The organism is Gryllotalpicola daejeonensis (assembly GCF_039538145.1).
In the GTDB taxonomy this organism is placed as follows: domain Bacteria; phylum Actinomycetota; class Actinomycetes; order Actinomycetales; family Microbacteriaceae; genus Gryllotalpicola; species Gryllotalpicola daejeonensis.
The window spans coordinates 199,571-219,616 of sequence record NZ_BAABBV010000001.1 but is presented as its reverse complement, the minus strand read 5'-3'; the positions used below and the strand labels follow the sequence as shown (position 1 = coordinate 219,616).

25 protein-coding genes are annotated in these 20,046 nt (G+C 70.6%); 11 read left to right on the top strand and 14 right to left on the bottom strand.

Translation table 11 applies throughout. The features are described from left to right. Nucleotides 1-61: 61 nt before the first annotated feature. Nucleotides 62-628 (top strand): TetR/AcrR family transcriptional regulator, encoded by a 567-nt coding sequence (locus ABD736_RS01150; RefSeq protein ID WP_344789907.1) that lies wholly within the window; start codon nt 62-64, stop codon nt 626-628. A gap of 31 nt (nt 629-659) precedes the next feature. After that, the gene (locus tag ABD736_RS01145; RefSeq protein ID WP_344789906.1) at nt 660-1,577 is read left to right on the top strand and encodes a cation efflux transmembrane domain-containing protein; all 918 of its coding nucleotides are present in this window, start codon (nt 660-662) and stop codon (nt 1,575-1,577) included. 13 nt (nt 1,578-1,590) lie between these two features. On the opposite strand, the gene ABD736_RS01140 is transcribed toward ABD736_RS01145, so the two are convergent. Next, nucleotides 1,591-2,322, bottom strand: coding sequence for an SDR family NAD(P)-dependent oxidoreductase (locus ABD736_RS01140; protein WP_344789905.1), 732 nt, complete (start codon nt 2,320-2,322; stop codon nt 1,591-1,593). 153 nt (nt 2,323-2,475) lie between these two features. Between ABD736_RS01140 and ABD736_RS01135 the strand changes: the two genes are divergently transcribed. Next, nucleotides 2,476-3,174, top strand: a complete 699-nt coding sequence (locus ABD736_RS01135) for an SDR family oxidoreductase (protein ID WP_344789904.1) — start codon at nt 2,476-2,478, stop codon at nt 3,172-3,174. Between the two features lie 56 nt (nt 3,175-3,230). Beyond that, nucleotides 3,231-3,749, top strand: a complete 519-nt coding sequence (locus tag ABD736_RS01130; protein ID WP_344789903.1) for a GNAT family N-acetyltransferase — start codon at nt 3,231-3,233, stop codon at nt 3,747-3,749. Nucleotides 3,750-3,763: 14 nt separating this feature from the next. Here the strand turns inward: ABD736_RS01130 and ABD736_RS01125 are convergent, their stop codons facing one another. Continuing rightward, nucleotides 3,764-5,452 carry a cation:proton antiporter gene (locus ABD736_RS01125; protein ID WP_344789902.1) on the bottom strand — a complete coding sequence of 563 codons (1,689 nt, stop codon included), beginning with the start codon at nt 5,450-5,452 and terminating at the stop codon, nt 3,764-3,766. 26 nt (nt 5,453-5,478) lie between these two features. On the opposite strand from ABD736_RS01125, the gene ABD736_RS01120 reads away from it, so the two are divergent. Continuing rightward, nucleotides 5,479-6,261: an alpha/beta fold hydrolase gene (locus tag ABD736_RS01120; RefSeq protein WP_344789901.1), complete on the top strand. Its 783-nt coding sequence runs from the start codon at nt 5,479-5,481 to the stop codon at nt 6,259-6,261. A gap of 19 nt (nt 6,262-6,280) precedes the next feature. On the opposite strand, the gene ABD736_RS01115 is transcribed toward ABD736_RS01120, so the two are convergent. From ABD736_RS01115 to ABD736_RS01100, 4 genes are all read right to left on the bottom strand, one after another. Beyond that, nucleotides 6,281-6,994, bottom strand: a complete 714-nt coding sequence (locus tag ABD736_RS01115; RefSeq protein WP_344789900.1) for a sulfite exporter TauE/SafE family protein — start codon at nt 6,992-6,994, stop codon at nt 6,281-6,283. A 61-nt stretch (nt 6,995-7,055) separates the two neighbouring features. After that, nucleotides 7,056-8,066 carry a hypothetical protein gene (locus ABD736_RS01110; protein ID WP_344789899.1) on the bottom strand — a complete coding sequence of 337 codons (1,011 nt, stop codon included), beginning with the start codon at nt 8,064-8,066 and terminating at the stop codon, nt 7,056-7,058. Next, complete coding sequence (locus tag ABD736_RS01105) at nt 8,066-8,668, bottom strand: sigma-70 family RNA polymerase sigma factor (protein ID WP_344789898.1); 603 nt, start codon at nt 8,666-8,668, stop codon at nt 8,066-8,068. Before ABD736_RS01105 ends, ABD736_RS01110 begins: the two co-directional genes overlap by 1 nt. Nucleotides 8,669-8,757: 89 nt before the next feature. Next, nucleotides 8,758-9,342, bottom strand: a complete 585-nt coding sequence (locus ABD736_RS01100) for a hypothetical protein (RefSeq protein ID WP_344789897.1) — start codon at nt 9,340-9,342, stop codon at nt 8,758-8,760. A 127-nt stretch (nt 9,343-9,469) separates the two neighbouring features. Here ABD736_RS01100 and ABD736_RS01095 point away from each other — a divergent pair, with 127 nt between their 5' ends. Further along, nucleotides 9,470-10,165 (top strand): sirohydrochlorin chelatase, encoded by a 696-nt coding sequence (locus ABD736_RS01095; protein WP_344789896.1) that lies wholly within the window; start codon nt 9,470-9,472, stop codon nt 10,163-10,165. Here the strand turns inward: ABD736_RS01095 and ABD736_RS01090 are convergent. Continuing rightward, nucleotides 10,162-10,578, bottom strand: a complete 417-nt coding sequence (locus tag ABD736_RS01090; protein ID WP_344789895.1) for an NUDIX hydrolase — start codon at nt 10,576-10,578, stop codon at nt 10,162-10,164. The two genes, ABD736_RS01095 and ABD736_RS01090, sit on opposite strands and share 4 nt — an antisense overlap. 68 nt (nt 10,579-10,646) lie before the next feature. Here ABD736_RS01090 and ABD736_RS01085 point away from each other — a divergent pair, with 68 nt between their 5' ends. Both ABD736_RS01085 and ABD736_RS01080 read left to right on the top strand, forming a co-directional pair. Continuing rightward, nucleotides 10,647-11,192, top strand: coding sequence for an MOSC domain-containing protein (locus tag ABD736_RS01085; protein WP_344789894.1), 546 nt, complete (start codon nt 10,647-10,649; stop codon nt 11,190-11,192). 1 nt (nt 11,193) lies between these two features. After that, entirely contained in the window at nt 11,194-11,685 is a 492-nt protein-coding gene (locus tag ABD736_RS01080; protein WP_344789893.1) for a 2'-5' RNA ligase family protein, read from the top strand. An 88-nt stretch (nt 11,686-11,773) separates the two neighbouring features. Here the strand turns inward: ABD736_RS01080 and ABD736_RS01075 are convergent, their stop codons facing one another. Next, the gene (locus tag ABD736_RS01075) at nt 11,774-12,106 is read right to left on the bottom strand and encodes an ArsR/SmtB family transcription factor (RefSeq protein ID WP_344789892.1); all 333 of its coding nucleotides are present in this window, start codon (nt 12,104-12,106) and stop codon (nt 11,774-11,776) included. Beyond that, on the bottom strand, nt 12,103-12,573 hold the full coding sequence (locus tag ABD736_RS01070) for an SRPBCC domain-containing protein (RefSeq protein ID WP_344789891.1): 471 nt from the start codon (nt 12,571-12,573) through the stop codon (nt 12,103-12,105). The genes ABD736_RS01075 and ABD736_RS01070 overlap by 4 nt, the downstream gene beginning before the upstream one ends. Before the next feature lie 142 nt (nt 12,574-12,715). Here ABD736_RS01070 and ABD736_RS01065 point away from each other — a divergent pair, with 142 nt between their 5' ends. After that, nucleotides 12,716-14,104: a histidine-type phosphatase gene (locus tag ABD736_RS01065; RefSeq protein ID WP_344789890.1), complete on the top strand. Its 1,389-nt coding sequence runs from the start codon at nt 12,716-12,718 to the stop codon at nt 14,102-14,104. A gap of 120 nt (nt 14,105-14,224) precedes the next feature. Here ABD736_RS01065 and ABD736_RS01060 read toward each other — a convergent pair whose 3' ends face one another. From ABD736_RS01060 to trpD, 5 genes are all read right to left on the bottom strand, one after another. Further along, nucleotides 14,225-14,704 carry a GNAT family N-acetyltransferase gene (locus tag ABD736_RS01060; RefSeq protein WP_344789889.1) on the bottom strand — a complete coding sequence of 160 codons (480 nt, stop codon included), beginning with the start codon at nt 14,702-14,704 and terminating at the stop codon, nt 14,225-14,227. Between the two features lie 103 nt (nt 14,705-14,807). Further along, nucleotides 14,808-15,869 carry an LLM class F420-dependent oxidoreductase gene (locus ABD736_RS01055; protein WP_344789888.1) on the bottom strand — a complete coding sequence of 354 codons (1,062 nt, stop codon included), beginning with the start codon at nt 15,867-15,869 and terminating at the stop codon, nt 14,808-14,810. Nucleotides 15,870-15,922: 53 nt separating this feature from the next. Next, nucleotides 15,923-16,756, bottom strand: coding sequence for a shikimate 5-dehydrogenase (locus tag ABD736_RS01050; RefSeq protein WP_344789887.1), 834 nt, complete (start codon nt 16,754-16,756; stop codon nt 15,923-15,925). Continuing rightward, entirely contained in the window at nt 16,756-17,451 is a 696-nt protein-coding gene (gene dhaM, locus ABD736_RS01045; protein WP_344789886.1) for a dihydroxyacetone kinase phosphoryl donor subunit DhaM, read from the bottom strand. The genes ABD736_RS01050 and dhaM overlap by 1 nt, the downstream gene beginning before the upstream one ends. Then, on the bottom strand, nt 17,448-18,497 hold the full coding sequence (trpD, locus tag ABD736_RS01040) for an anthranilate phosphoribosyltransferase (RefSeq protein ID WP_344789885.1): 1,050 nt from the start codon (nt 18,495-18,497) through the stop codon (nt 17,448-17,450). The genes dhaM and trpD overlap by 4 nt, the downstream gene beginning before the upstream one ends. A 45-nt stretch (nt 18,498-18,542) precedes the next feature. Between trpD and ctaE the strand changes: the two genes are divergently transcribed. Continuing rightward, a complete protein-coding gene (gene ctaE / locus ABD736_RS01035) occupies nt 18,543-19,184 on the top strand; it encodes an aa3-type cytochrome oxidase subunit III (protein WP_344789884.1) in 642 nt (213 codons plus the stop codon). A 24-nt stretch (nt 19,185-19,208) separates the two neighbouring features. Next, nucleotides 19,209-20,036 carry a cytochrome bc1 complex diheme cytochrome c subunit gene (gene qcrC, locus ABD736_RS01030; RefSeq protein ID WP_344789883.1) on the top strand — a complete coding sequence of 276 codons (828 nt, stop codon included), beginning with the start codon at nt 19,209-19,211 and terminating at the stop codon, nt 20,034-20,036. The last annotated feature ends 10 nt before the right edge of the window (nt 20,037-20,046 follow it).

Sequence of the window (20,046 nt, the reverse complement as noted above, 5' to 3'; positions counted from 1 at the left end):
CCGATACGTCCCAATATATGGGACAGTGTCCCGTTTATCAACGAACCTGGGAGAATTGCGGATGCCTCGCGCCGACGCACAGCGCAATGTCGACGCCCTCCTCGCCGCGGCGAAGGAGGAGTTCACCACGCACGGAGTCGATGTCGGCGTGCGCGCGATCGCGGCCAGGGCCGGTGTCGGCACCGCGACTCTCTACCGCCACTTCCCCCTTCGCTCCGACCTGATCGTCGCGGTGTTCCGACGTGAGATCGACGACATCACAGCCCTGGCCGACCAGCTTGCGCAGACGCAGGAGCCCGACGAGGCGATCAGGCAGTGGGTGCAGCGCTACACCGAGTTCGTGGCCACCAAGCACGGGCTCGGGGCGGCCCTGCACTCGGGCGACCCCGCATACAGCGGGCTGCGGGAGTACTTCGAGAGCAACGCAGCCCCCGCGCTGCAACGTCTGCTCGACGCGGCCGCAGACGCGCGTGTCATGCGCGGCGGCGTCGACGCGATCGAGCTGATCGGCGCCGTCGCCAACCTGTCGGTGCCGCTGCCCGGCAGTTCCGACACTGCACGCGCCGGGCGCATGGTCGAACTGCTGCTCGACGGACTGCGCTACGGCGCCCCTGCGGCCCGGTTGTAGTCCGTCTGCCGTTCGGCCACGCTTGACGGCGATGGGCCGTGAAGACACCGCGGCGGACATCCGCGCCGAACGCCGCGTCTTGACCGCCTCACTGCTCGGCGCCGGGGTGCTCGGCGCCGCCGCCGTCGTGTGGGGCCTCATCGCCGACGCGGGCGCGCTCGTCTTCGACGGCGTCTACACCCTTGCCGGCATCGCCCTCTCAGCCGCGTCGCTGTTAGCGTCCCGCGCGGCAGCTTCCGCGCCCTCGCGCCGGTTCCCATTCGGGAAACAGGCCGCGGTGCCGATCGCTGTACTGATCCAGGGCGCGGCGCTGGGGGGAACGCTGCTGTATGCCGCCGTCACGGCCGTTCAGACCATCGTCGCCGGCGGCTCTCGGGCGTCGCAGACCGTGCTGCTCGCGTACGGCCTGCTGTCCGCGGTCTATTCGGCGCTGCTGGTGCTCGCCCTGCGGCAGCTCGCGCGCAGGTCCGACCTCGCGCGCGCAGAGATCGTGGGCTGGCGCGCCGGCACGGTCCTCAGCCTGGTCGTGACGGTGGGCGGCGCCGCGGGCCTCGCGCTCGAGCGCACTGCGTTCCGGAGCCTGGGCGTCTTCATCGACCCGGCTCTCGTGCTGATCGCCGTCGCCATCGTGGCCGCCATGCCGGTGCAGCTCGTCCGCGCGGGCTTGCATGAGCTGCTCGAAGGCGCGCCGCCACCCGATGTGCTCGCCCGCATCGAACGGGTCGTGGACGAGGCGCGCACGGCGTTCGGTCTGCCCACTCCCCTGGTCCGCTCGACCAAGCTCGGCCGACGCCTGTATGTCGAGGTCGACTTCGTCGTCCCGCACGACCGCTGGAACGTGGACGCAGAAGACCACGTGCGCCGCGCGATCGTCGACAGGCTCCACGAGCTGCCTTTCGACGTCTGGGCGTCGGTGGAGCTCACCACCGACGACGACCTCGCTCTGTGAGTGGTCGTCCCGCTCAGCCGACCCGCTCGCCGTTGGCGAAGATCGCGCCGGATGGGGATCCGGCGGGAAGCGTCGCGGCGTCGACGATCCACCGCGCGGCCTCTGCGGGCGGGACATCCTCTTCATCGGTTCCGAGCTCGGGGTGCGTGTCGACCCGGCCGGGGTCGACGGCGTTGACGAGGACATCCGTGTCGCGGAAGGCGGCCGCGAGAATCTTCGTGACGACGTTCAGCGTGTGCTTCGCCACGGAGTACGCCGGCGCGCCGACGTCGCCCGGGTTCTGGTCCAGATATGTGATCTGCTGATACGCGCCGCTCGACAGGTTCACGACCCGCGCGGCGGGCGCCGCCTCGAGCAGCGGGCGCAGCGCGACCGTCAGCAGCCACGGGCCGATCACATCGACGTCGAACGCGGCCTGCACGTGCTCGATCGACACGTCGAGCGCGGAGCCGGTGTTCATGTCGGGAAAGACGCTCGCATTGTTGACCAGCACGTCGAGGTGCCCGTGCGCCGCGCGGATCCGCTCGGCGACGCGCCCGAACTCTGCCGGGTCGCCGAGGTCGAGGCGGTAGCCCTCCGCGCTCAGCCCCTCGGCTTCCAGAATCCGCACCTGCTCGACGGACTGCTCGTCGCTGCGCGAGGTGACGATGACGTGGAACCCGTGCTGCGCGAGCCCGCGTGCCGTCGCCATGCCGAGGCCGCCGGGGCGCCCCGCGCCGGTGACGAGTGCGATCTTCTGGCTCATGCGATTCCTCTTTCGTTCGGTGACACCTATGCTTCCCTATTCTTCGCGGTGCTCGGTTCCGCTCGGAGCTGTCTGGAGCCGAGCAGCGTGCAGAGGATCTGAGCAGCGCAACCGGAAGCGGCCGGGCGCTGGCACGAGAAGTAACCTCGACGGGTGAGCGACAACCAGGCATCCGATCAACTGCCCATCGCCCTCATCACGGGCGCGACCCGCGGCATCGGCCGCGCCATCGCCGAGGAGCTCGGGCGCACGCACCACATTCTCGTGGGCGGCCGCGACGTGCAGCGCGTCGCTGAGACAGTGATGGCGCTGCCGTCTGCGGAGGGCTACATCGCCGATCTCGCGAGCGGCAGCCTGCCGCCACTCCCCCGCCGGCTCGACGTGCTGGTGCACTCCGCCGGCGTGGAAGAGGGCAACCGCATCGCCGACACCGACCGTGCGACGTGGGAGCGCGTGTTCGCGACCAACGTGTTCGCCGTCGCGGAGCTCACCCGCCTGGCGCTGCCCGCCCTGCGCGCCTCGCGCGGCATCGTCGTCGCCGTCAACAGCGGCTCCGGGTTCAACAGTGGGCCGGGCGGTGGCGTGTATGCGGCGTCGAAGTTCGCGCTGCGCGCCTTCGCCGACGCACTGCGCGAAGAGGAGCGCCCGAACGGCGTGCGCGTCTCGAGCGTGCACCCCGGTCGCACCGACTCGGACATGCAGCGCGCACTCACCGCCAAACTCGGCGAGGAGTACGACACCGATTACTTCCTCGCCCCGGAGGATGTCGCGGCGGCCGTGCGCCTCGTCGTCGACCTGCCCGAGCGCGGCACGGTCGAGACGCTGTCGGTGCGGCCGACGCGCAAGCGCTGACTGGGCGCGTCGACCCGGCGCGCGAACGCGCATTCGCGCCCGGATACGCTCGCCTGGTGACGAACCCCGACAACGACTCTCCCGTTCAGCTCGGCGATGCGGTGCTGCGCCGCGCGCGGCCCGGCGACGAGACCGGCATCCTCGCGTGCATCCAGGCGCTCGCCGACTACGAGCGCGAGCCGGATGCTGTCACGAACACCCCTGAGGCACTCGCCGCGACGCTGTTCGGCGAGTCGCCGTCGGTCTTCGCCCACGTCGTCGAGAAGGGCGGCGACATCGTCGCCATCGCCATCTGGTTCCTCAACTACTCGACGTGGAACGGCACGAACGGCATCTACCTCGAGGACCTGTTCGTGAAGGAGTCCGAGCGCCGCAACGGCTTCGGCCGAGCGCTGCTGCAGCGGCTGGCGCAGATCGCCGTCGCCCGCGGCTACGGCCGTTTCGAGTGGTCGGTGCTCGACTGGAATGCGCCGTCGATCGCCTTCTACCGCTCGATCGGCGCCGTCGGCATGGAGGAATGGACCGTGCAGCGCGTCACCGGCGACGCACTGACGGCGCTCGCCGCGGGCCGCTAGCCGTCGTCGCAGCCTCAGTCCCCTTCGGGCGGCGTGCCCGCGAGTGTCCCGCGCAGCTCGATCGCGATCTCGGACGCGTCGAGGTTGAGCAGGGCGCTCTCGAGGATGTCTGCGTCGAACGTGCCGTTGTCGCGGGCATCCAGCAACGCCGCGCGCTGCGCCGAGATCACCGCGAGCCGGTGGCGCCGCGCTTCATCGAACCGCTCGGGCGTCGGCTCCCCCTCGAGCGCCGGCAGGTCGGGCACCGACTGCGCGCTCGAGCGCAGGATCTCGAAGATGTTCTTCCGCTCGGCAGCGGCCTGCTCAGCCACTGCCGCCTCGTCGACCTTCGGCGCAAGCAGCTTCAGCAGCCAGCCCACCGTGCCGCCCTGGATCAGCAGCGAGAGCGCCGCGACCGTGAACGCGATGAGCACGAGCACCGAGCGCTGCGGCGTGGACTCGGGCAGCGTCTGCGCCGCGGCGACGGTGACCGCACCGCGCATGCCCGCCCACACGACGATGCCGCCCTCGCGCCAGCCGAGCGGCTGACGGCGGAAGTAGTCGATGTCGGCGAGCATCTGCGTGACACGCCGCGCCACCATGTCGAGTCGGCGTGGCGACGCAGGGCGGCCGCGCTTGCTCGCCTCTTCGATCACCGCGAGACGGCCGGTTTCAGTACTGAACTTGTGCTGCATGCTGAGCAGTTGCTCCTGCGAGCGCCTGCCACGATGCGTGCGCCTGCCGAGCACCAGCAGCAGGGGCGCCACATAGGCCGCGCGCACGAGCAGCGTCACTCCGAGCGCTGCCGCCGCGAGCACGACGGCAAGCAGCACGCCGGCGTGATCTCTCTCGACACCCTCGACGATCTGCTTGATCTGGATGCCCATGGTGAGGAACACGACACCCTCGAGCACCAGCTCGACGGTGCGCCAGTTCTGCGAGTCGGAGAGCCGGATCTGAGGCGACAGATCGCGAGGGGCGCGGATGCCCGTCAGCAGGCCCGCGACGACGGCGGCGACAAGCCCCGAGGCACCGAGCAGCTCGGCCGGCACCGAGGCGAGGAAGGGCACCGTGAACGAGATCAGCGTGCTGACCGCCGGCTGCCTCACGTGCTTCCGCACGATGAGTCCCAGCCAGCCGACCACCCAGCCGATGACCGTCGCGACGGCCACCGCGAATGCGAAGCTGCCGACGGCGCCCCAGAACGAGAAGCTCGCCGCCACCGCGACGATCGCGGTGCGCAGCAGCACGAGGGCGGTCGCGTCGTTCAGCAGGCTCTCGCCGTCGAGTAGCGCGACGACCCGCTTCGAGACCGGCGTTCTCTTGATGATCGAGGTCGCGACGGCATCCGTCGGGCTCACGATCGCACCCAGCGCGACGCCCCAGGCGAACCCGACTCCGGGCACGACGAGGGCGAAGAACGCGCCGAGCACGAGCGCGCTGGCGACGACGAGCACGACCGACAGCCCGCTGATGGCGCCGAACTCTCGCCGGAAGTTCATGGCGGGCATCGACACCGCCGTCGAATACAGCAGGGGCGGCAGAACCCCCGCGAGGATCAGCTCCGGCTCGAGGTGCACGTGCGCGAAGGCGGGCAGGAAGCTCGCCGCGACGCCGACCGCGACCAGCACTAGCGGGGCGGCGATGCCGAGCCTCGGGCCGAACACGCTCGCACCGGCGATCGCCACGAACGCGGCGACCATCACGATGAGCAGTTCCGTCACGAGTTACAGGGTGGCATGATCCCGCCATGGCACTCGCGAACTCGGCCGACGGCACCTCGATCGCGTATGAGAGGGTCGGCGAGGGCAGGCCGATCGTCATCGTGAACGGCGCGTTCTCGACGGGAAGAGACGGCGGCGAACTCGCCGCCGAGCTGGCGCGGGCGGGATTCCTCGCCGTGACCTATGACAGGCGGGCGCGCGCCGGCAGCGGCGACACCCGCCCGTACTCCCCCGACCGCGAGGCCGACGACCTCGCTGCGGTGATCGACGCCGCGGGTGGAAGCGCGGCGGTGCTCGGGCATTCGTCGGGAGCGGTGCTGGCGCTGTTCGCGGCCTCGCTCGGGGTGCCCGCAGAGCACCTGTTCCTCTCCGAGCCGCCGTTCCATTTCGGCGAGGGCGAGCCCGCCGCCGATCTGCCCGACCGGCTGCAGGCTCTCGTCGACGAGGGGCGCCCCGGCGACGCCGTGACGACCTTCCAACTCGAGGGTGTCGGCCTGCCGGCATCCGTCGTCGAGCAGATCAAAGCCAGCCCGATGTTCGACGCGCTCGTCCCGCTCGCGCAGTCGACCGTGTACGACGCGTGGCTCACCCGCGACGTCTCGACGCCGACCGCCGCGATGACCGCCGTCGACGCACCGACCACCGTGATCTCGGGTGTCGAGACGATCCCGTTCCTGCGTGCCTCGGCCGAGCGCCTCGCCGGGCTGCTGCCCCACGCCGAGTTCGTCGAGGTGCCTGAGTCGGTCGGCCACCGCCTCGACCCGGCGGCGACGACGCGGGTGGTCGCGGAACGCATCGGCCAGAGCTGACCGGCCGGGGCCCCGACGATCAGCCGAGGTGGAAGAGCGCCGTCGTCGCCCCCAGCGCGATGAACACGAAGCCGCCGATGATGAGCGCCCAGGTCACGAGCGGCCGCAGATCGCGCGCCATCACGCGGGAGTACGCCAGCCTCATCCGCACCGACAGTCGAGGCATCCGCCGCCACACATAGCCCGCCGCCAGATAGGGCGCGACGACGAAGAACAGGAACCACGCGTAGCCCGCGAGCTGCAGCGTGAGGTGCTCGGTCGCGCCCGCGATGACGCGGCCGGTGACGTACATCGTGACGGGCGGCACGAACCCGATCGCCGTGTTGGCGAATCCGACGCCGATCATGGCCTGCGGGTGATCGTCACGGGTGTGCACGCGCGGCGTCGCGGGCACTCGGGGCGGTCGACGCGCGTACCAGCCCCACACCAGTCCCCCGATGATGAGCAGCGCGCCGGCGACGAAGTCGACCACCGACTGCACGAGCAGCCGCGCGACCTGCCCCTGCAACTGGTGCGCAATGGTCGTCGGGTCGAAGGTCCGGAAGGCGAGCAGCAGCACGGTCGCGCTCAGGGCCATGCCGAGGGTCAGGAAGATGATGGAGCGGCGCGGGCTGCCGCCGCGGGCGAGCAGGTGCAGCGTCACCCCGTAGAGCGGCGGGCTGAAGCCGAAGGTCAGCCCGAGCAGAACCAGGCTGACCAGCGCGCCGAGAATCCGCGCCAGTTCACCGCCCACCCCTCGATCGTACGTTCCGGCGCGCACCGGGGCGTCCGCGCCGGGCGGGGCGCGGCCGGCGTCAGTGGCTGCTGCGCGGCGTCTCGTACCCGTACGTGCGTTTGCCCTGCTGCGCGGATGAGGTCGCGTGCGGTGACGCATGCGAGGAGGGCGAGGGATTCTTGCTGCCAGACGCCTGCCCGTGGGAGGACGACCTCGGCGACGGCGACGACGCGCTGCCGGGCGAGCCGCTTCCGCGTGACGGTGCCGGCGATGAGGTCGGCCCGCTCGTCTCCCGCGGTGGCGTCGGAGTAGCGGACCCCGAGGGCTGTGGCGACGCGGATTTCGTGGGCGTCGGCTCGGAGTACCCCATCGGCTGCGGGTACGAGGACGAGTACGGCGACGTGTACGGGGAGGTCTGTGCGTACGGGTAGCCGACGGGGTCGCCGCCCCAGCCGGAGCCTGTGCCGTAGCCACCGGACCACGAGCCCGACGAGTCGCCCCACGTCGACGGCCGATCCCCGGAAGGCATCGGCGCACCGTAGGTGAAAGCGTCGGCGCCGGAGTGCCGATCGGCGCCGGCTACGCCCGGTTCGGCCTGCGCGCCCTGCCACCAGCTGCTGCTCTGCGGGTCCTGCCACGAGGCGTCGCCCGGCTGCAGGTAGCGATACGGCAGGCCGTCGCCTGAGGCATCCGCGGCGCTCTGCGGCCAGATCTCGGTCGGGGTGACGACCACCTGCTCGGCCGCGGCTGGCGGCGCCGCCTGGCCGACTTCCACCGCGAAGCGCTGCATGGGCTCAGGCAGGCGATCGGTGGCCGCCGCGCTCAGGCCGCCGCCCGCCGCGACGACGATCGACACACCGAGCGAAATGCCCCACAGCCCCCCGCGCCGACGGCCGCGCCGCCCGCTGCCGCCCGGGGACTCGTTGGGTGCGTTGTTCGGGCTGAGCGCGTCGACCGTGCGAACGATGTCAGCGAGGAGAGCCGCTGCGGGGTCATCCGTCACGCCATGCTCGTCGCGCCCCTCGGCGACCGCAGAGAGCAGCGCGTCGTCAGCTTCGATCTGCGAGAGATCGTCGTCGTTCTGAGCCATCACTCCCCCTTCGCCGAGTCGTCGGTCGCATTGTCGGTCGCGTCGTCACTTTCCGAGATTTCGGCACGCAGGGTCGACAGGGCCCGGTGCTGGATCACGCGCACGTTCGCCGCGCTCGTCCCGAGCGCCTCGCCGACCTCTTCGGCGCTCAGCTCACCGACCACGCGCAGCAGCAGGACGTCGCGGTGGCGGTCTGGCAGCGACTCGAGCCTCGCGAGCAGGCCGCGCAGCTCGTCCTCGCGCTCGGCGCGCTCGAGCGGGCCCGGTGAAACCGAGGTCGCTTCGGGGATGTCCGCGACGGGCACCTCCGGACGCCGCCCGCGCGCACGCTGGGACATCAGCACCTTGTTCGACGCGATGCCGAAGACGAAAGAGGTGAACCGCCCCGCGTCGCCGTCGAACCGCGGCAGGGCGTCGGCGAGCGCCACGCATGTCTCCTGCGTCACGTCTTCTGCTTCCTCTCTGGTTCCGATGCGCGCCATTGCGTATCGGAAGATGCGGCCGCGCACCTGGCGGATGACATCGCTCACCGCGGCTGGATCACCGGCTTGCGCTCGGCCCACCAGCCCCGACAGCTCGTCTCCCCCGTCTGCCCGTCGCATCGTTGGCTATTGTCCCCCGAAAGGGGGGCCAAAGATCAAGTGCAGTTCCGGCCGGCGCGACCTGCAGCACCGGCCGGAACATGTGAGCGTCAGTGGTGGCGGCCGCTGTGGCCACCGCCACCTCGCGAATCGCGGAACCCGGAGCGATGCTCAGTGGGCGACGGCGCGCGGTGCTGGGGCGCCTGGCGCACTGAAGGCCGCGGCGCGGGGGCCGCTGCTTTCACAGGGGCCGGGTCGGGGCACGGCGATTTCACGGGCACCGAGACCGAGCGCCTGGGCGACACCGCGGGCGAAGGCGCCGGGGATGCCGGCGTCGCCGGCACCGACGCGGCTGTCGCCGCGAACGCGGGCGGTAGCACCCCAGACTCGAGCACGGTGACGGTGTTGAGGGCACCCAGCCCGCGGGTCGGCGCGGTGCTGGGTGCCGGGTCTGAGGGGTGCGCCTTCGCGGGCGCCTTCTTCGGCGCGGCGCTCGGCGCCGCCGTCGGCGTCACCGTCGGAACGGGGGTCGGCGAGTCGAGCGCCGCGTCGATGGGCGCTGCGGGCGCCTCGGCCGCCGTAGAGACCAGCGCTCTCGGCGTGTTCGCGTTTGCGGCGAGAGCTGCAGCGACACCACCGCCTGCGACGACAACGACGCCTGCTGAGAGAGCTATGTACTTACCGGGTCGGTGCATGGTCGGATGCCCTTCTTCGGTTTCCCCCTACGGCGGCCAAAGCGACCGTCATGAGGGTGCATTGCCGCACCCCCCGAATGCGTTACACGGAGCGCACCAGAAAAATCGAGCCAATAGTCTTCGAGGGATGCCTGTCACCGTCCTCGCCGCCTCGCACGGCACCTCCTCCCCGGCGGGGCAGGCGGCAGTACGCCGTCTGGTCGAGCTCGTGGGCGACGCGCTTCCCGTCCAGGTGGTGCGCTGCCACGTCGATGTCGAGCAGCCGTCGGTGCCCGCCGCGCTGGCCGCGGTGCCCGCCGAGAACCGGGCGGTGATCGTTCCGCTGCTGCTGTCGGCCGGCTACCACGTCTACGTCGACCTCGCCGAGGCCGCCGACGCGTCGCCCGTGCCGACGCAGGTCACCGGTGCGCTCGGCCCCGACCGGCGGCTGGTCGAGGTGCTGGCCCGGCGGCTGAGTGAAGCGGGCTACGACGGTGAGGCATCCGTCGTTCTCGCCGCCGCCGGCTCGTCAGACGCGCGGGCCGTCGACGACTGCCTGCGCACCGGCGAGCTGCTCGCGGCGCGCCTGAGCGCGCCCGTCGAAGTCGGATTCCTGTCGGCGGCGGCCCCGACCGTCGCCGAGGCGGTCGCCGCGGCGCGGGCGGCGCGGCCGCAGGCATCCGTCATCGTTGCGCCCTACCTGCTCGCGCCGGGCTATTTCCTCGATCTCGTGGGCGGCGCCGGCGCCGACGTCGTCGCCGAGCCGCTCATCACTCCCGAGTCGACGCCGCGGGAACTCGTCGACGTCGTCGTCGACCTGGCCCGGGCAGCCGGTCTGGGTTAGGCGGCGCCCGCTGTCGCCGCCAGCGCCGGAAGCACGTTGAACTGCAGCATCGGCGCGAGATCGTTCGGCAGCTCGCCGCGGGGGTCGAGCCAGCGCAGCTCGGCGATCTCGGCGGCTGGGCCCGTGATCTTGACGGGCGGATGCGTGAACACCGTGCTCTCGAGCCGGTGGTCCGGCTCGTTCGCCGCTGCGGAGTGGAACACGCCGAGCAGTTCGAGCTGCGCCGGGTCGAGAGCGACACCGAGCTCCTCGCGGGCTTCGCGCAGCGCCGTCTCTGCCGCGGACTCGCCGGCCTCCGGCTTGCCGCCCGGCAGCATGAAGCGCGAGGTGCCGCGCTTTCGCACGGTCAGCACACGGCCGGCCGCGTCGCACAGTACGACGGCGCTCACCCTGATCAGCTTCTCTCCGCTCACCGGTTCAGCCTAGGACGGTGCCGGAGCGCGACGTGCCCACGCAGGCGCTCGCGCTCTAGATTCGAGTCATGAGCGAAAGCGCACGGGTCGTCGCGGTGCATGTCAGCCCGCAGCATTCCTTCTCGAAGCCCGACGTGACCGAGATCGAACTTCACGAAGGCCGCGGAGTCGTCGGCGACGCGCACTACGGCGTCACCGTGAAGCACCGCTCGCGGGTGCGCCGGGACCCCTCGCAGCCGAATCTGCGGCAGGTGCATCTGATGCACGCCGAGCTGTTCGACGAGCTCGCCGCCGCGGGACACCACGTCGAACCCGGCCAGCTCGGCGAGAACGTGACGACGCGCGGCGTCCCGCTGCTCGAGCTGCCGGTCGGCACTCGGCTCACGATCGGCGACGCGGTGGTCACCGTGACCGGACTGCGCAACCCGTGCCAGCAGATCAACGACTTCCAGGATGGACTGATGAAGCGGCTCGTCTTCACCGACGACGACGGCGAGGTCGTCCGCCTGGCCGGCGTCATGGGAATCGTGTCGCGGTCAGGCAGCGTGCGGCCGGGCGACGCCATCGACGTCGAGCTGCCCGCCGAGCCGCACTTCCCGCTCAGCCCGGTGTGAGATGCGCTTCTTCGTCGTGGTGCTGCCGCTCGTACCTCTGCAGGTCGGCGCCGGCTTCCGACGCGACAACTGGCCCGCGCACGTCACGCTGGTTCCACCATTTGAGACGGATGCCCCCGCAGGCGCCGTCTTGGATGCGATCCGCTCGGCCGCAGCGGGCCACGCGGCGCTCGTCGCCCGCGGCGAGGGCAGGGCGAAGTTCGGGCGCCGCCGCGACGTTCCTGTCACGACGATCGAGCTGACGCCCGAGTTCGAGGCGCTGCACGTCGACGTGCTCGCCGCTGTCGACCGGTTCCTCGCACGCGGAGTGAAGCTGACGCACGTCGGGCCCCGCAGCTACCGGCCGCACGTGACGGTGCAGACCGGCGGGGCGCTGGAGCCGGGGGCATCCGTCACCCTCACCCAACTCGCCGTCGTCGACATGCGCCCGCACGGCGACGCGCGCCATCGCGCGGTCGTCGCGACGGTGCCGCTCGCCGACCCTTCGCGTTGAGTCGATACGCAGAGATGGGTCGCTCTCACGGACGATCTCGTGCTCAAGCTCTGCGTAGCGGCCCGCTTCCGCGCAGCGAAACACCGGCTCAGCGCACCTGAGCCTCGGCCGCGCGCTTCAGGGCCTCGAGCTGCCCCTGCCACGACTTCGCCAACGACTCGAGCCACCGCGCGGTGCCGATCAGCGCCTCAGGCTGCGCCGCGAACACGTGCTCGCGCCCTCGCCGCGTGCGCACGACCAGCCCAGCGCCTTCGAGCGCGGCCAGGTGCTTGACGAGCGCCTGCCTGGTCAAGGGCATCCGCTCGGCGAGCCGCGATGCGCTCGCCGGGCCGGCCGTCAGCTGCTGCATGATCGCGCGCTTCGACGGCTCGACGAGTGCGGCCATCACGGCCAGCTCGCGCGTCTGCGCAGCGGCGGTCATGTGGTCGCCATCGTGCGCAGCAGCGCGAGCTCTTCGGCCCAGCCCGCGGTGTTGTCTGCGTAGTTGTCGATGATCTTCTCCGGCGGAATCGCGAGCGCCGCGAACCCGCTCTCGACGACCTCGACGATGACCTGGCCGGATGCCTCGCGCAGCGTGAATTCGACGAGGGTGGAGCCCGTCGGGTTCCGCGCGTCCAGGTCGCCCGCGGCGTGCGGTGCCCAGCGGAATGCCGCGTAGTCGGGCTCGCGCAGCTCGACGACGATGAGCCGCCAGACGCCGGCCCCATGACCGTGCACTTCGGCGACCACCGCGCCGTCGGCCTCGGTCGTCGTGGTGACCTGGTGCTCTTGGATCTCGCCGTCGTTGATCCACCACCCGGGCTCGCTCACGAGTCGCCAGACGACGTCGATCGGCGCCGCGATCTCGATGCTCTGCCTGATGGCATCCGCCAACTGCTGCTCAGTCATGTCGTCGACCTTTCGATCAGTAAGTGCAACTGCAGAGTTGCATTAATCGGATGCCTGCGCAAGACCCGCCCCGCGTTCACCTTCACGTCACCCGTTCACGGGACACTGCGGATCTCCCCGACCCCGCAAGGAAGCGAGAACCGTGAAGAAGAACCGGCTCTATCTGCCGCTCACTCTGACTGCCGCCACCGCGCTCGTCGTCGCGCTCGGCGCGCCGGCTGACGCATCGTCACTGCGCCACGCGCCGAGCCCCCATGCCGCCGCCACGCGAGAGGCGCTGACCACCAAGGCACCATACGAGCCACTCGGCAACCCGCGCTCGTACCAGAAGGCCCCGGCCGGCTTCACCCCCGTGTTCACGGAGAACGTCTCGCGCCACGGTGAGCGCACGCTCTCCGACAGCGACGACGGCGACGCGCTGCTCGCACTCTGGCAGTCGGCGCAGGCGCAGGGCGCCCTCACCCGCACCGGAAAGTCACTTGGACCCGACATCATGACGCTGCTGGCCGCCAACGCCAAGGTCGGCTACGGACTGCTCACTCAGAGCGGCGTCGACGACCTCGAAGGCACGGCGCGCCGCATGGAGCAGCGCCTTCCCGGCCTGTTCGCCGCGGCGGCATCCTCGAACACGCAGAAGATCGACGTCGTGGCCGCGAGCCAGCAGCGCACCGTCGACAGCGCGAACGACTTCGTGAAGGGACTCGAGTCGATCAATCCGAAGCTCGCCGCCGTCACGGGCGCGACGCGCACCGACGACGACCTGCTCTACTTCCACAAGTCCAAGACCGACCCTGACAGCCTGGCGTACCAGGCGTACCTCAAGACCGCGCCGGTGGCCGACGCTGAGGCGGCGGTGCGCGATCAGCCGAAGACGCACCGGCTCGCGCGCGAGGTGCTGCTGCGCAGCTTCACGCCGGCGTTCGTCGACCAGATCGCCGCGGGCGACTTCGCGAGTTTCGGCGACGAGATCGACGCGGCCGACGCCGTGTACTCGCTGTGGCAGGTCACGGCGGACCTGCCCGATGAGGGCCACTGGAACTTCGGGAAGTACATCTCGACCGACGAGGCATCGTGGTTCGGCTACCTCGACGACGTGACGTCGTTCTATGAGAACGGGCCCGCATTCTCGGGCTCCGACGTCACCTACAAGATGGCCGACGTGCTGCTCGACGACATGTTCGCCTCCCTCGACGCGAAGGCGAACGGCACCAGCCGGCTGGCGGCCGAGCTGCGCTTCACCCATGCTGAAGAGATCTTCCCGCTCGCGTCGCTGCTGGGCCTTCCCGGCAGCACGAAGCAGCTGCCCGTCGGCACCGAGTTCACCTATGGCGACAGTGCGTTCCGCGGTGCTCAGGTCGCCCCGATGGGCGCCAATATCCAGTGGGATCTCTTCAAGAAGGGCAACACCTACCTCGTGCGAATGCTCTACAACGAGAAGCAGACCGCGTTCAAGGCAGGCTGCACGCCCATCGCCAAGGGCAGCTACTTCTACTCGCTGAGCGAGCTCGAGAGCTGCTACGCGGTGAAGTAGCCACCCGCTTCAATGTTGTCGGTCCCTCCTAGCGTGAACTCGAGAAGTCGCCCAGGTAGGAGGGGCCAGCCGTGGACTGAAAGATCGAGCTCTGCGCGCGAGCACGGCGGGGCGTCCGGTTCAGAGATCGAGGACGTAGCTCTGGAAGGGGCGCCGCAGCAGCGAATGCTCGAACGCAGGGCCAACGGGCCGCCACCCGGCGCTCTCGTAGAGCCGGACCGCCGCGAGGTTCTCCGTCAGGACATGCAGGACCGCCTGCCGGTATCCGGCTTCGGAGAGCACTCCGTCGATCTCGTACAGCAGGCGCCGGCCAAGGCCATTCGCCTGAGCCCGCGGATCGACCGCGAGCAGCCCCAGCACCGCCGCCTCAGGCGGATCGATGGAAGCGCCGGAACCGGGCGCCGTTGCTAACGCGAATCCCTGCAGTTCGCCGGGCGCCCCGGCCACCACCCAGGCCACGCGGCGATCGAACTTCGCGCGAGCCCGCTCCGCGACTCCAGCGACCGCCGTGCCGTCTCGCGCCGCGCATGCTCGCGTCCAGAGGTCGACGCACGCCCGGACCTCATCGTTGCGGCCGGCTCGCAGAGGGGCTTCGGTCATGGCCCCAGTTTCGCCGCCGCCCAAGACGCACGGAAGGGAGGACGATTTCGCGCAATCATCCTCCCCAGCGTGTGTGTTGGGAGATTCCATGCGAAAGCCGCGCTCAGCCCTCGTCGAGGATCGCGCGCAGCGTGCCGATCGCCTCGACGCGCTCGTCGTGGGTGCGGTCGGCCGGCTGCACGAGCAGCGTGGTCGCGCCGGCACTGATCAGCGCCTCGACCCGCTCCGCGATCTCGTCGCGCGAGCCGATGAGCGAGATCGCGCGCGCCAGCTCCTCGGGCACCGCGAACGCCGCGTCGTCCTTCTCGCCCGCGAGGAACAGCCGCTGGATCTCGGCCGCCTCGCTCTCGTAGCCGTAGCGCACCGCCAGGTCGAAGTAGAAATTGCGCCCGCGGGCGCCCATGCCGCCGACATACAGCGCGATCTGCTTCCGCACCTCCATCAGGGCGTACTCGGTGAACTCCCCCGTGTACAGCGGCACCGGAACGAGCACGTCGAGCGGCCCGAGTTCGGGCGCGCGCTTCGCCTTCCCTGCGGCGAGAGCTTCGCCCCAGACATCCCCCGCCCGCTCCGGGTGAAAGAAGATCGGCGTCCAACCGTCCGCGATCTCGGCCGCCTGCGCGACCGACTTCGGCGACAGCGCCGCGATGTGCACCGGCACGGCCGGCCGCACCGGGTGGTTGATGATGCGCAGCGCCTTTCCGGCCCCGACGGCACCGGGCGCAGACACCGGCAGCGGCAGCTCGTAATAGCGCCCGGAGTGGGCGAGCGGCTCGCGCCGCCAGACCTGCCGGCAGATCTCGATGATCTCGCGCGTGCGGCCGAGCGGCGCGTCGAACGGCACGCCGTGGAAGCCCTCGATCACCTGCGCGCCGCTCGACCCGAGCCCGAGCTCGAAGCGGCCGCCGGAGAGCGCGTCGAGGCCCGCCGCGGTCATCGCAAGCAGCGCAGGCGTGCGCGTGTAGATTGGAATGATGTCGGTCGCGAGCGTCGCCGTCTTCGTGATCGCCGCGAGATACCCGAGCTGGCTGATCGCGTCGAACGAGTACGTCTCGCTCACGCTGAACAGCTCCGCGCCCGCAGCCTCGTAGTCCGGCACCTCGGCCGCCGTCTGCAGGAAGTCCTGCGCGTACCCGAGCACCACGCCCAGTCTGGCTCGCCCCATTGCGATCCCCTCTCGTTGAACCCTCGTTGATTCCGAAGCCGGCGCGCCCGCGACTACGGCCGCGACGCGAACTCCTCTGCCCGCTCGACCTGCTCGCGGGTCGGCGCGACGCCGGTGTACAGCTCGAACTGCCCCGCAGCCTGCAGCGCGATCACCTCGCCGCCGGTCACGACGTGCTTCCCGGCGGCACGTGCCGCGCGGATGAGCGGCGTCTCGACCGGCATCGCGACGACATCGAACACGACGGATGCCTGAGCCACCTGCTCCTGCGAGAACGCCAGCGCATCGGCATCCGGCCCGCCCGCCATACCGATCGGCGTGACGTTCACGATGATCGGCGCGCCGAGTCCGTCGGCTGACTCGGCCCAGTCCCAGCCGAGTTCGGCGGCGAGACCCTGCCCGGAAAGCGGGTTGCGCGCAGCGATCGTGCCGGCGAAGCCCGCATCGCGGAACGCTGCGGCGACCGCGCGCGCCATGCCGCCGCTGCCGCGCAGCAGCACCCGCTCATCGCGCGACAGCCCGTGCGCGGCGATCAGCTGCTCGATCGCGAGGTAGTCGGTGTTGTACGCGGTCAGCACCGGCCTGCCGTCGACCACGTCGTTCACGATCGTGTTCACCGACTGGATCGCCGCCGCCGAGGGCGTCAGCTCGTCGACGAGCGGGATCACGGCCTCTTTCCACGGCATCGACACCGAGCACCCCCTGATGCCCAGCGCACGCACGCCCGCGATGGCCCCCTCGATGTCGGTCGTCGTCATCGCCTTGTAGACGAAGTCGAGACCGAGCTCGTCGTAGAGCCAGTTGTGGAACCGCGTGCCGTGGTTGCTCGGCCGCGCGGCGAGCGAGATGCACAGCTGCGTGTCGCGGCTCAGCTCAGGGCGGCTCATCACGCACCCTTCTCGAAGCCGGTCGTGACGAGCGCCACGAGCGCGTCGACCGCGGCGTGCCCCTGGGGCTCTTCCGTCGCGATCTCGATCGTCGACCCCGTGGTGAGCCCGAGCGACAGGATCGCGAGCAGACTGCGCGCGTCGCGCCCATTCACCGTCACGCGCGCGGGGAAGGTCGCGGCGAGCTTCACGAACTCTGCGGCGGGGCGGGCGTGCAGGCCGTCCGCGTTGGTGAGCGTCACGGTGCGCGCATAGCGTGCGGATGCCTGCTCGGCGGCCGCCTGCCGCGGGCTGTTCCCCGCCCCCTCGGCCGCCGTGCGCACCGCAGCGAGGCCCGCACCGGTCTGCGCCGCCACCGCCGCGGCGACCGCGCCCTCGATCAGGGGCGCGTCGGCAAGTATGACCCGCGCGCGGTCGGCCTCGGGCAGCTGCTCGATCGCGGTCTCGGCGGTCATGATCGCCGAGCCGAGGTCGGCGAGGACGAGGACTCCGGGGCCGGCATCGGCCGCCTTCAGCGCCGCGACGACGCTGTCATAGTCGGTGCCGAGGCCGCCGCCGGCCGCTCCCCCGACGGGGATCACCCGCACCTCGCCGGCGACCTGTGCCGCCATCTCTGCCGCGCCGCGGGCCGCGAGCGCGCTGTGCGGCACGAGGACGAGGCCGACGCGGGCACCGCCTGCGAGGTCTCCCGTCATCGGGCGGCCGCCACCCACTCCTCGAGCTTGGCCGCCGCCGCGCCCGAGTCGACGGTCTCTGCGGCGAGCTCGAGGTTCTCACGGAAGCGGTGCAGGATCGGGCGGTCGCCCTGCGCCGAGTCGACGGCCAGCTGGTAGGCGGCGAGCCCGGCGGCCGCGTTCAGCAGCACGATGTCGCGCACCGCGCCGCGCTCGCCGTCGAGGAAGCGGCGGATCACGTCGGCGTTGTGCTGCGGGTCGCCGCCGGTGATGTCGGCGATGGACGCCCGCGGCAGCCCCAGATCGCGCGGCTCGATGTCGTGCTCGGTCACGAGGCCGTTGCTGATCTCCCAGATGTGGCTGTGGCCCGTCGTCGAGAGCTCGTCGAGTCCGTCGTCGCCGCGGAACACGAGGGCCGTCGCACCGCGGGTCTGGAAGACGCCCGTGATGAGCGGCACGCGGTCGAGGCTGGACACGCCGACGGCGGATGCCTCGGGCCGAGCCGGGTTGCACAGGGGCCCCAGGAAGTTGAACACCGTCGGCACACCGAGGTCACCGCGGGTCTTGGCCGCGTTGCCGAAGCCGGGGTGGAAGAGCGACGCCCACGCGAACGTGATGCCGGCCTTGTTGAACGTCTCCGCCACCGCCTCGGGCGAGCGGGAGAGGTCGATTCCCAGCGCCGCGAGCACGTCGGAGGCGCCGGAGGCGGACGACACCGCCCGATTCCCGTGCTTGATGACCGGGATGCCTGCAGCGGCACACACGATCGCCGCCATCGTCGAGATGTTCACGGTGCGGAAGCGATCCCCGCCCGTGCCGACGATGTCGAGTGCCATGGGGTCGAGCGCGAGGGGCTGCGCGTGCTCGAGGATCGCGTCGCGGAATCCGACGATCTCATCGACCGTCTCGCCCTTGACCCGCAGGGCGACGAGGAAGCCGGCGATCTGGGCATCCGTTGCAGCACCCAACATGATCTGGTCCATGGCCCACGTGGCCTCGGTGATGCTCAGATCCTCCCCCTCGAGCAGCGCGCCGATGATCGCAGGCCACGTGAGGGAATCCGCCATGCCGAGAATCCTAACGGGCGGCGACCCCTTCGGGATTCGGACATAATGGGGTTTGTGACGAGCACCTCCATTACCCCACAGGCGGCTCCTGTCGTCTCTCGACCGAACGTCGTCGCCGTCGGCACGATCGTGTGGCTGGGCAGCGAGGTGATGTTCTTCGCGGGACTTTTCGCGATCTACTTCACCCTGCGCTCCACCGGTCCGGACCTGTGGGCGATCTCCACCCCGCACCTCAACATCCCGTGGGCAACGGGCAACACGATCATCCTCGTGCTGAGCTCGTTCACCTGCCAGGCGGGGGTCTTCGCGGCCGAGCGTCTGCAGGCGCGCAAGACGGGCGGCTTCTTCAATGTCGCCAAGTGGGGCATGGTCGAGTGGTTCACGCTGACCTACGCGATGGGCGCGGTCTTCGTCTGCGGCCAGATCGTCGAGTACGCGAACCTCGTGCACGAGGGCGTTGCGATCAACTCGAGCGCCTACGGCAGCGCCTTCTACCTGACGACCGGCTTCCACGCGATGCACGTGACCGGCGGTCTCATCGCCTTCCTCTTCACCATCGGCCGCGCGTTCGCCGTCAAGCAGTTCGGCCACAAGGAGGCGACCACCGCGATCGTCGTGTCGTACTACTGGCACTTCGTCGACGTGGTGTGGATCGGCCTGTTCCTTGTCATCTACGTCCTCAAGTAAGCACCTCGGAGAGATCCCCCTCACATGGCAAAGCTGAACCAGCCGACGACGAGCGGACGCAAGTCCGCCCAGCGCAAGACCGGCCGCCGTCACCCCCTCGCCACCCTCGCGCTGATCGCCATCGGCCTCGGTCTCACCGGCGGTGTCTACGCCGTCGCGACCTCCACCTCGTCCGCCTCCGCCGACACCGCCACCGCCTCGCAGCAGCAGGTCGACGACGGCAAGAAGCTCTTCGAGGCGAACTGCGCCACCTGCCACGGCATGAGCGCCGTCGGCACCACGGTGGGCCCGAGCCTCATCGGCGTCGGAGCAGCCGCCGTCGACTTCCAGGTCGGCACCGGCCGCATGCCGATGGCCTCGAGCGGCCCGCAGGCGCAAGAGAAGACCCCGCAGTTCACGCAGGAGCAGACGGACCAGCTCGCGGCCTACATCGCCTCGCTCGCCCCCGGCCCCGCTGTGCCGGCCGAGAAGTACACGAACGGCAAGGGCGACGCCGCCGCCGGCGCCGAGCTCTTCCGCGTCAACTGCGCCATGTGCCACAACGTCGCCGGTGCGGGCGGTGCCCTCACCGAGGGCAAGTACGCACCGCCGCTGAAGGGCGTCAGCCCCGTGCACATCTACGAGGCGATGCTGACCGGCCCCCAGAACATGCCCGTCTTCAACGACCGCAACATCACGCCGTCGCAGAAGGCCGACATCATCACCTACCTGACGTACCTCGAGAAGAACCCCTCGCCCGGTGGCCTCGCCCTGGGTGACCTCGGCCCCGTCGCCGAGGGTCTGTTCCTCTGGATCTTCGGTCTCGGATCGGTCGTTGGCCTCGCCGTGTGGATCACGGCCAAGTCCAACTGACGACCGAACG

Bases quoted from the DNA above. Each gene is read 5' to 3' on its own strand.
- ABD736_RS01150 (WP_344789907.1), top strand. From the start codon at position 62: ATGCCTCGCGCCGACGCACAGCGCAATGTCGACGCCCTCCTCGCCGCG.
- ABD736_RS01145 (WP_344789906.1), top strand. From the start codon at position 660: ATGGGCCGTGAAGACACCGCGGCGGACATCCGCGCCGAACGCCGCGTC.
- ABD736_RS01140 (WP_344789905.1), bottom strand. From the start codon at position 2,322: ATGAGCCAGAAGATCGCACTCGTCACCGGCGCGGGGCGCCCCGGCGGC.
- ABD736_RS01120 (WP_344789901.1), top strand. From the start codon at position 5,479: ATGGCACTCGCGAACTCGGCCGACGGCACCTCGATCGCGTATGAGAGG.
- ABD736_RS01110 (WP_344789899.1), bottom strand. From the start codon at position 8,066: ATGGCTCAGAACGACGACGATCTCTCGCAGATCGAAGCTGACGACGCG.
- ABD736_RS01105 (WP_344789898.1), bottom strand. From the start codon at position 8,668: ATGCGACGGGCAGACGGGGGAGACGAGCTGTCGGGGCTGGTGGGCCGA.
- ABD736_RS01100 (WP_344789897.1), bottom strand. From the start codon at position 9,342: ATGCACCGACCCGGTAAGTACATAGCTCTCTCAGCAGGCGTCGTTGTC.
- ABD736_RS01095 (WP_344789896.1), top strand. From the start codon at position 9,470: ATGCCTGTCACCGTCCTCGCCGCCTCGCACGGCACCTCCTCCCCGGCG.
- ABD736_RS01085 (WP_344789894.1), top strand. From the start codon at position 10,647: ATGAGCGAAAGCGCACGGGTCGTCGCGGTGCATGTCAGCCCGCAGCAT.
- ABD736_RS01080 (WP_344789893.1), top strand. From the start codon at position 11,194: ATGCGCTTCTTCGTCGTGGTGCTGCCGCTCGTACCTCTGCAGGTCGGC.
- ABD736_RS01075 (WP_344789892.1), bottom strand. From the start codon at position 12,106: ATGACCGCCGCTGCGCAGACGCGCGAGCTGGCCGTGATGGCCGCACTC.
- ABD736_RS01070 (WP_344789891.1), bottom strand. From the start codon at position 12,573: ATGACTGAGCAGCAGTTGGCGGATGCCATCAGGCAGAGCATCGAGATC.
- ABD736_RS01060 (WP_344789889.1), bottom strand. From the start codon at position 14,704: ATGACCGAAGCCCCTCTGCGAGCCGGCCGCAACGATGAGGTCCGGGCG.
- ABD736_RS01055 (WP_344789888.1), bottom strand. From the start codon at position 15,869: ATGGGGCGAGCCAGACTGGGCGTGGTGCTCGGGTACGCGCAGGACTTC.
- ABD736_RS01050 (WP_344789887.1), bottom strand. From the start codon at position 16,756: ATGAGCCGCCCTGAGCTGAGCCGCGACACGCAGCTGTGCATCTCGCTC.
- dhaM (WP_344789886.1), bottom strand. From the start codon at position 17,451: ATGACGGGAGACCTCGCAGGCGGTGCCCGCGTCGGCCTCGTCCTCGTG.
- trpD (WP_344789885.1), bottom strand. From the start codon at position 18,497: ATGGCGGATTCCCTCACGTGGCCTGCGATCATCGGCGCGCTGCTCGAG.
- ctaE (WP_344789884.1), top strand. From the start codon at position 18,543: ATGGGGTTTGTGACGAGCACCTCCATTACCCCACAGGCGGCTCCTGTC.
- qcrC (WP_344789883.1), top strand. From the start codon at position 19,209: ATGGCAAAGCTGAACCAGCCGACGACGAGCGGACGCAAGTCCGCCCAG.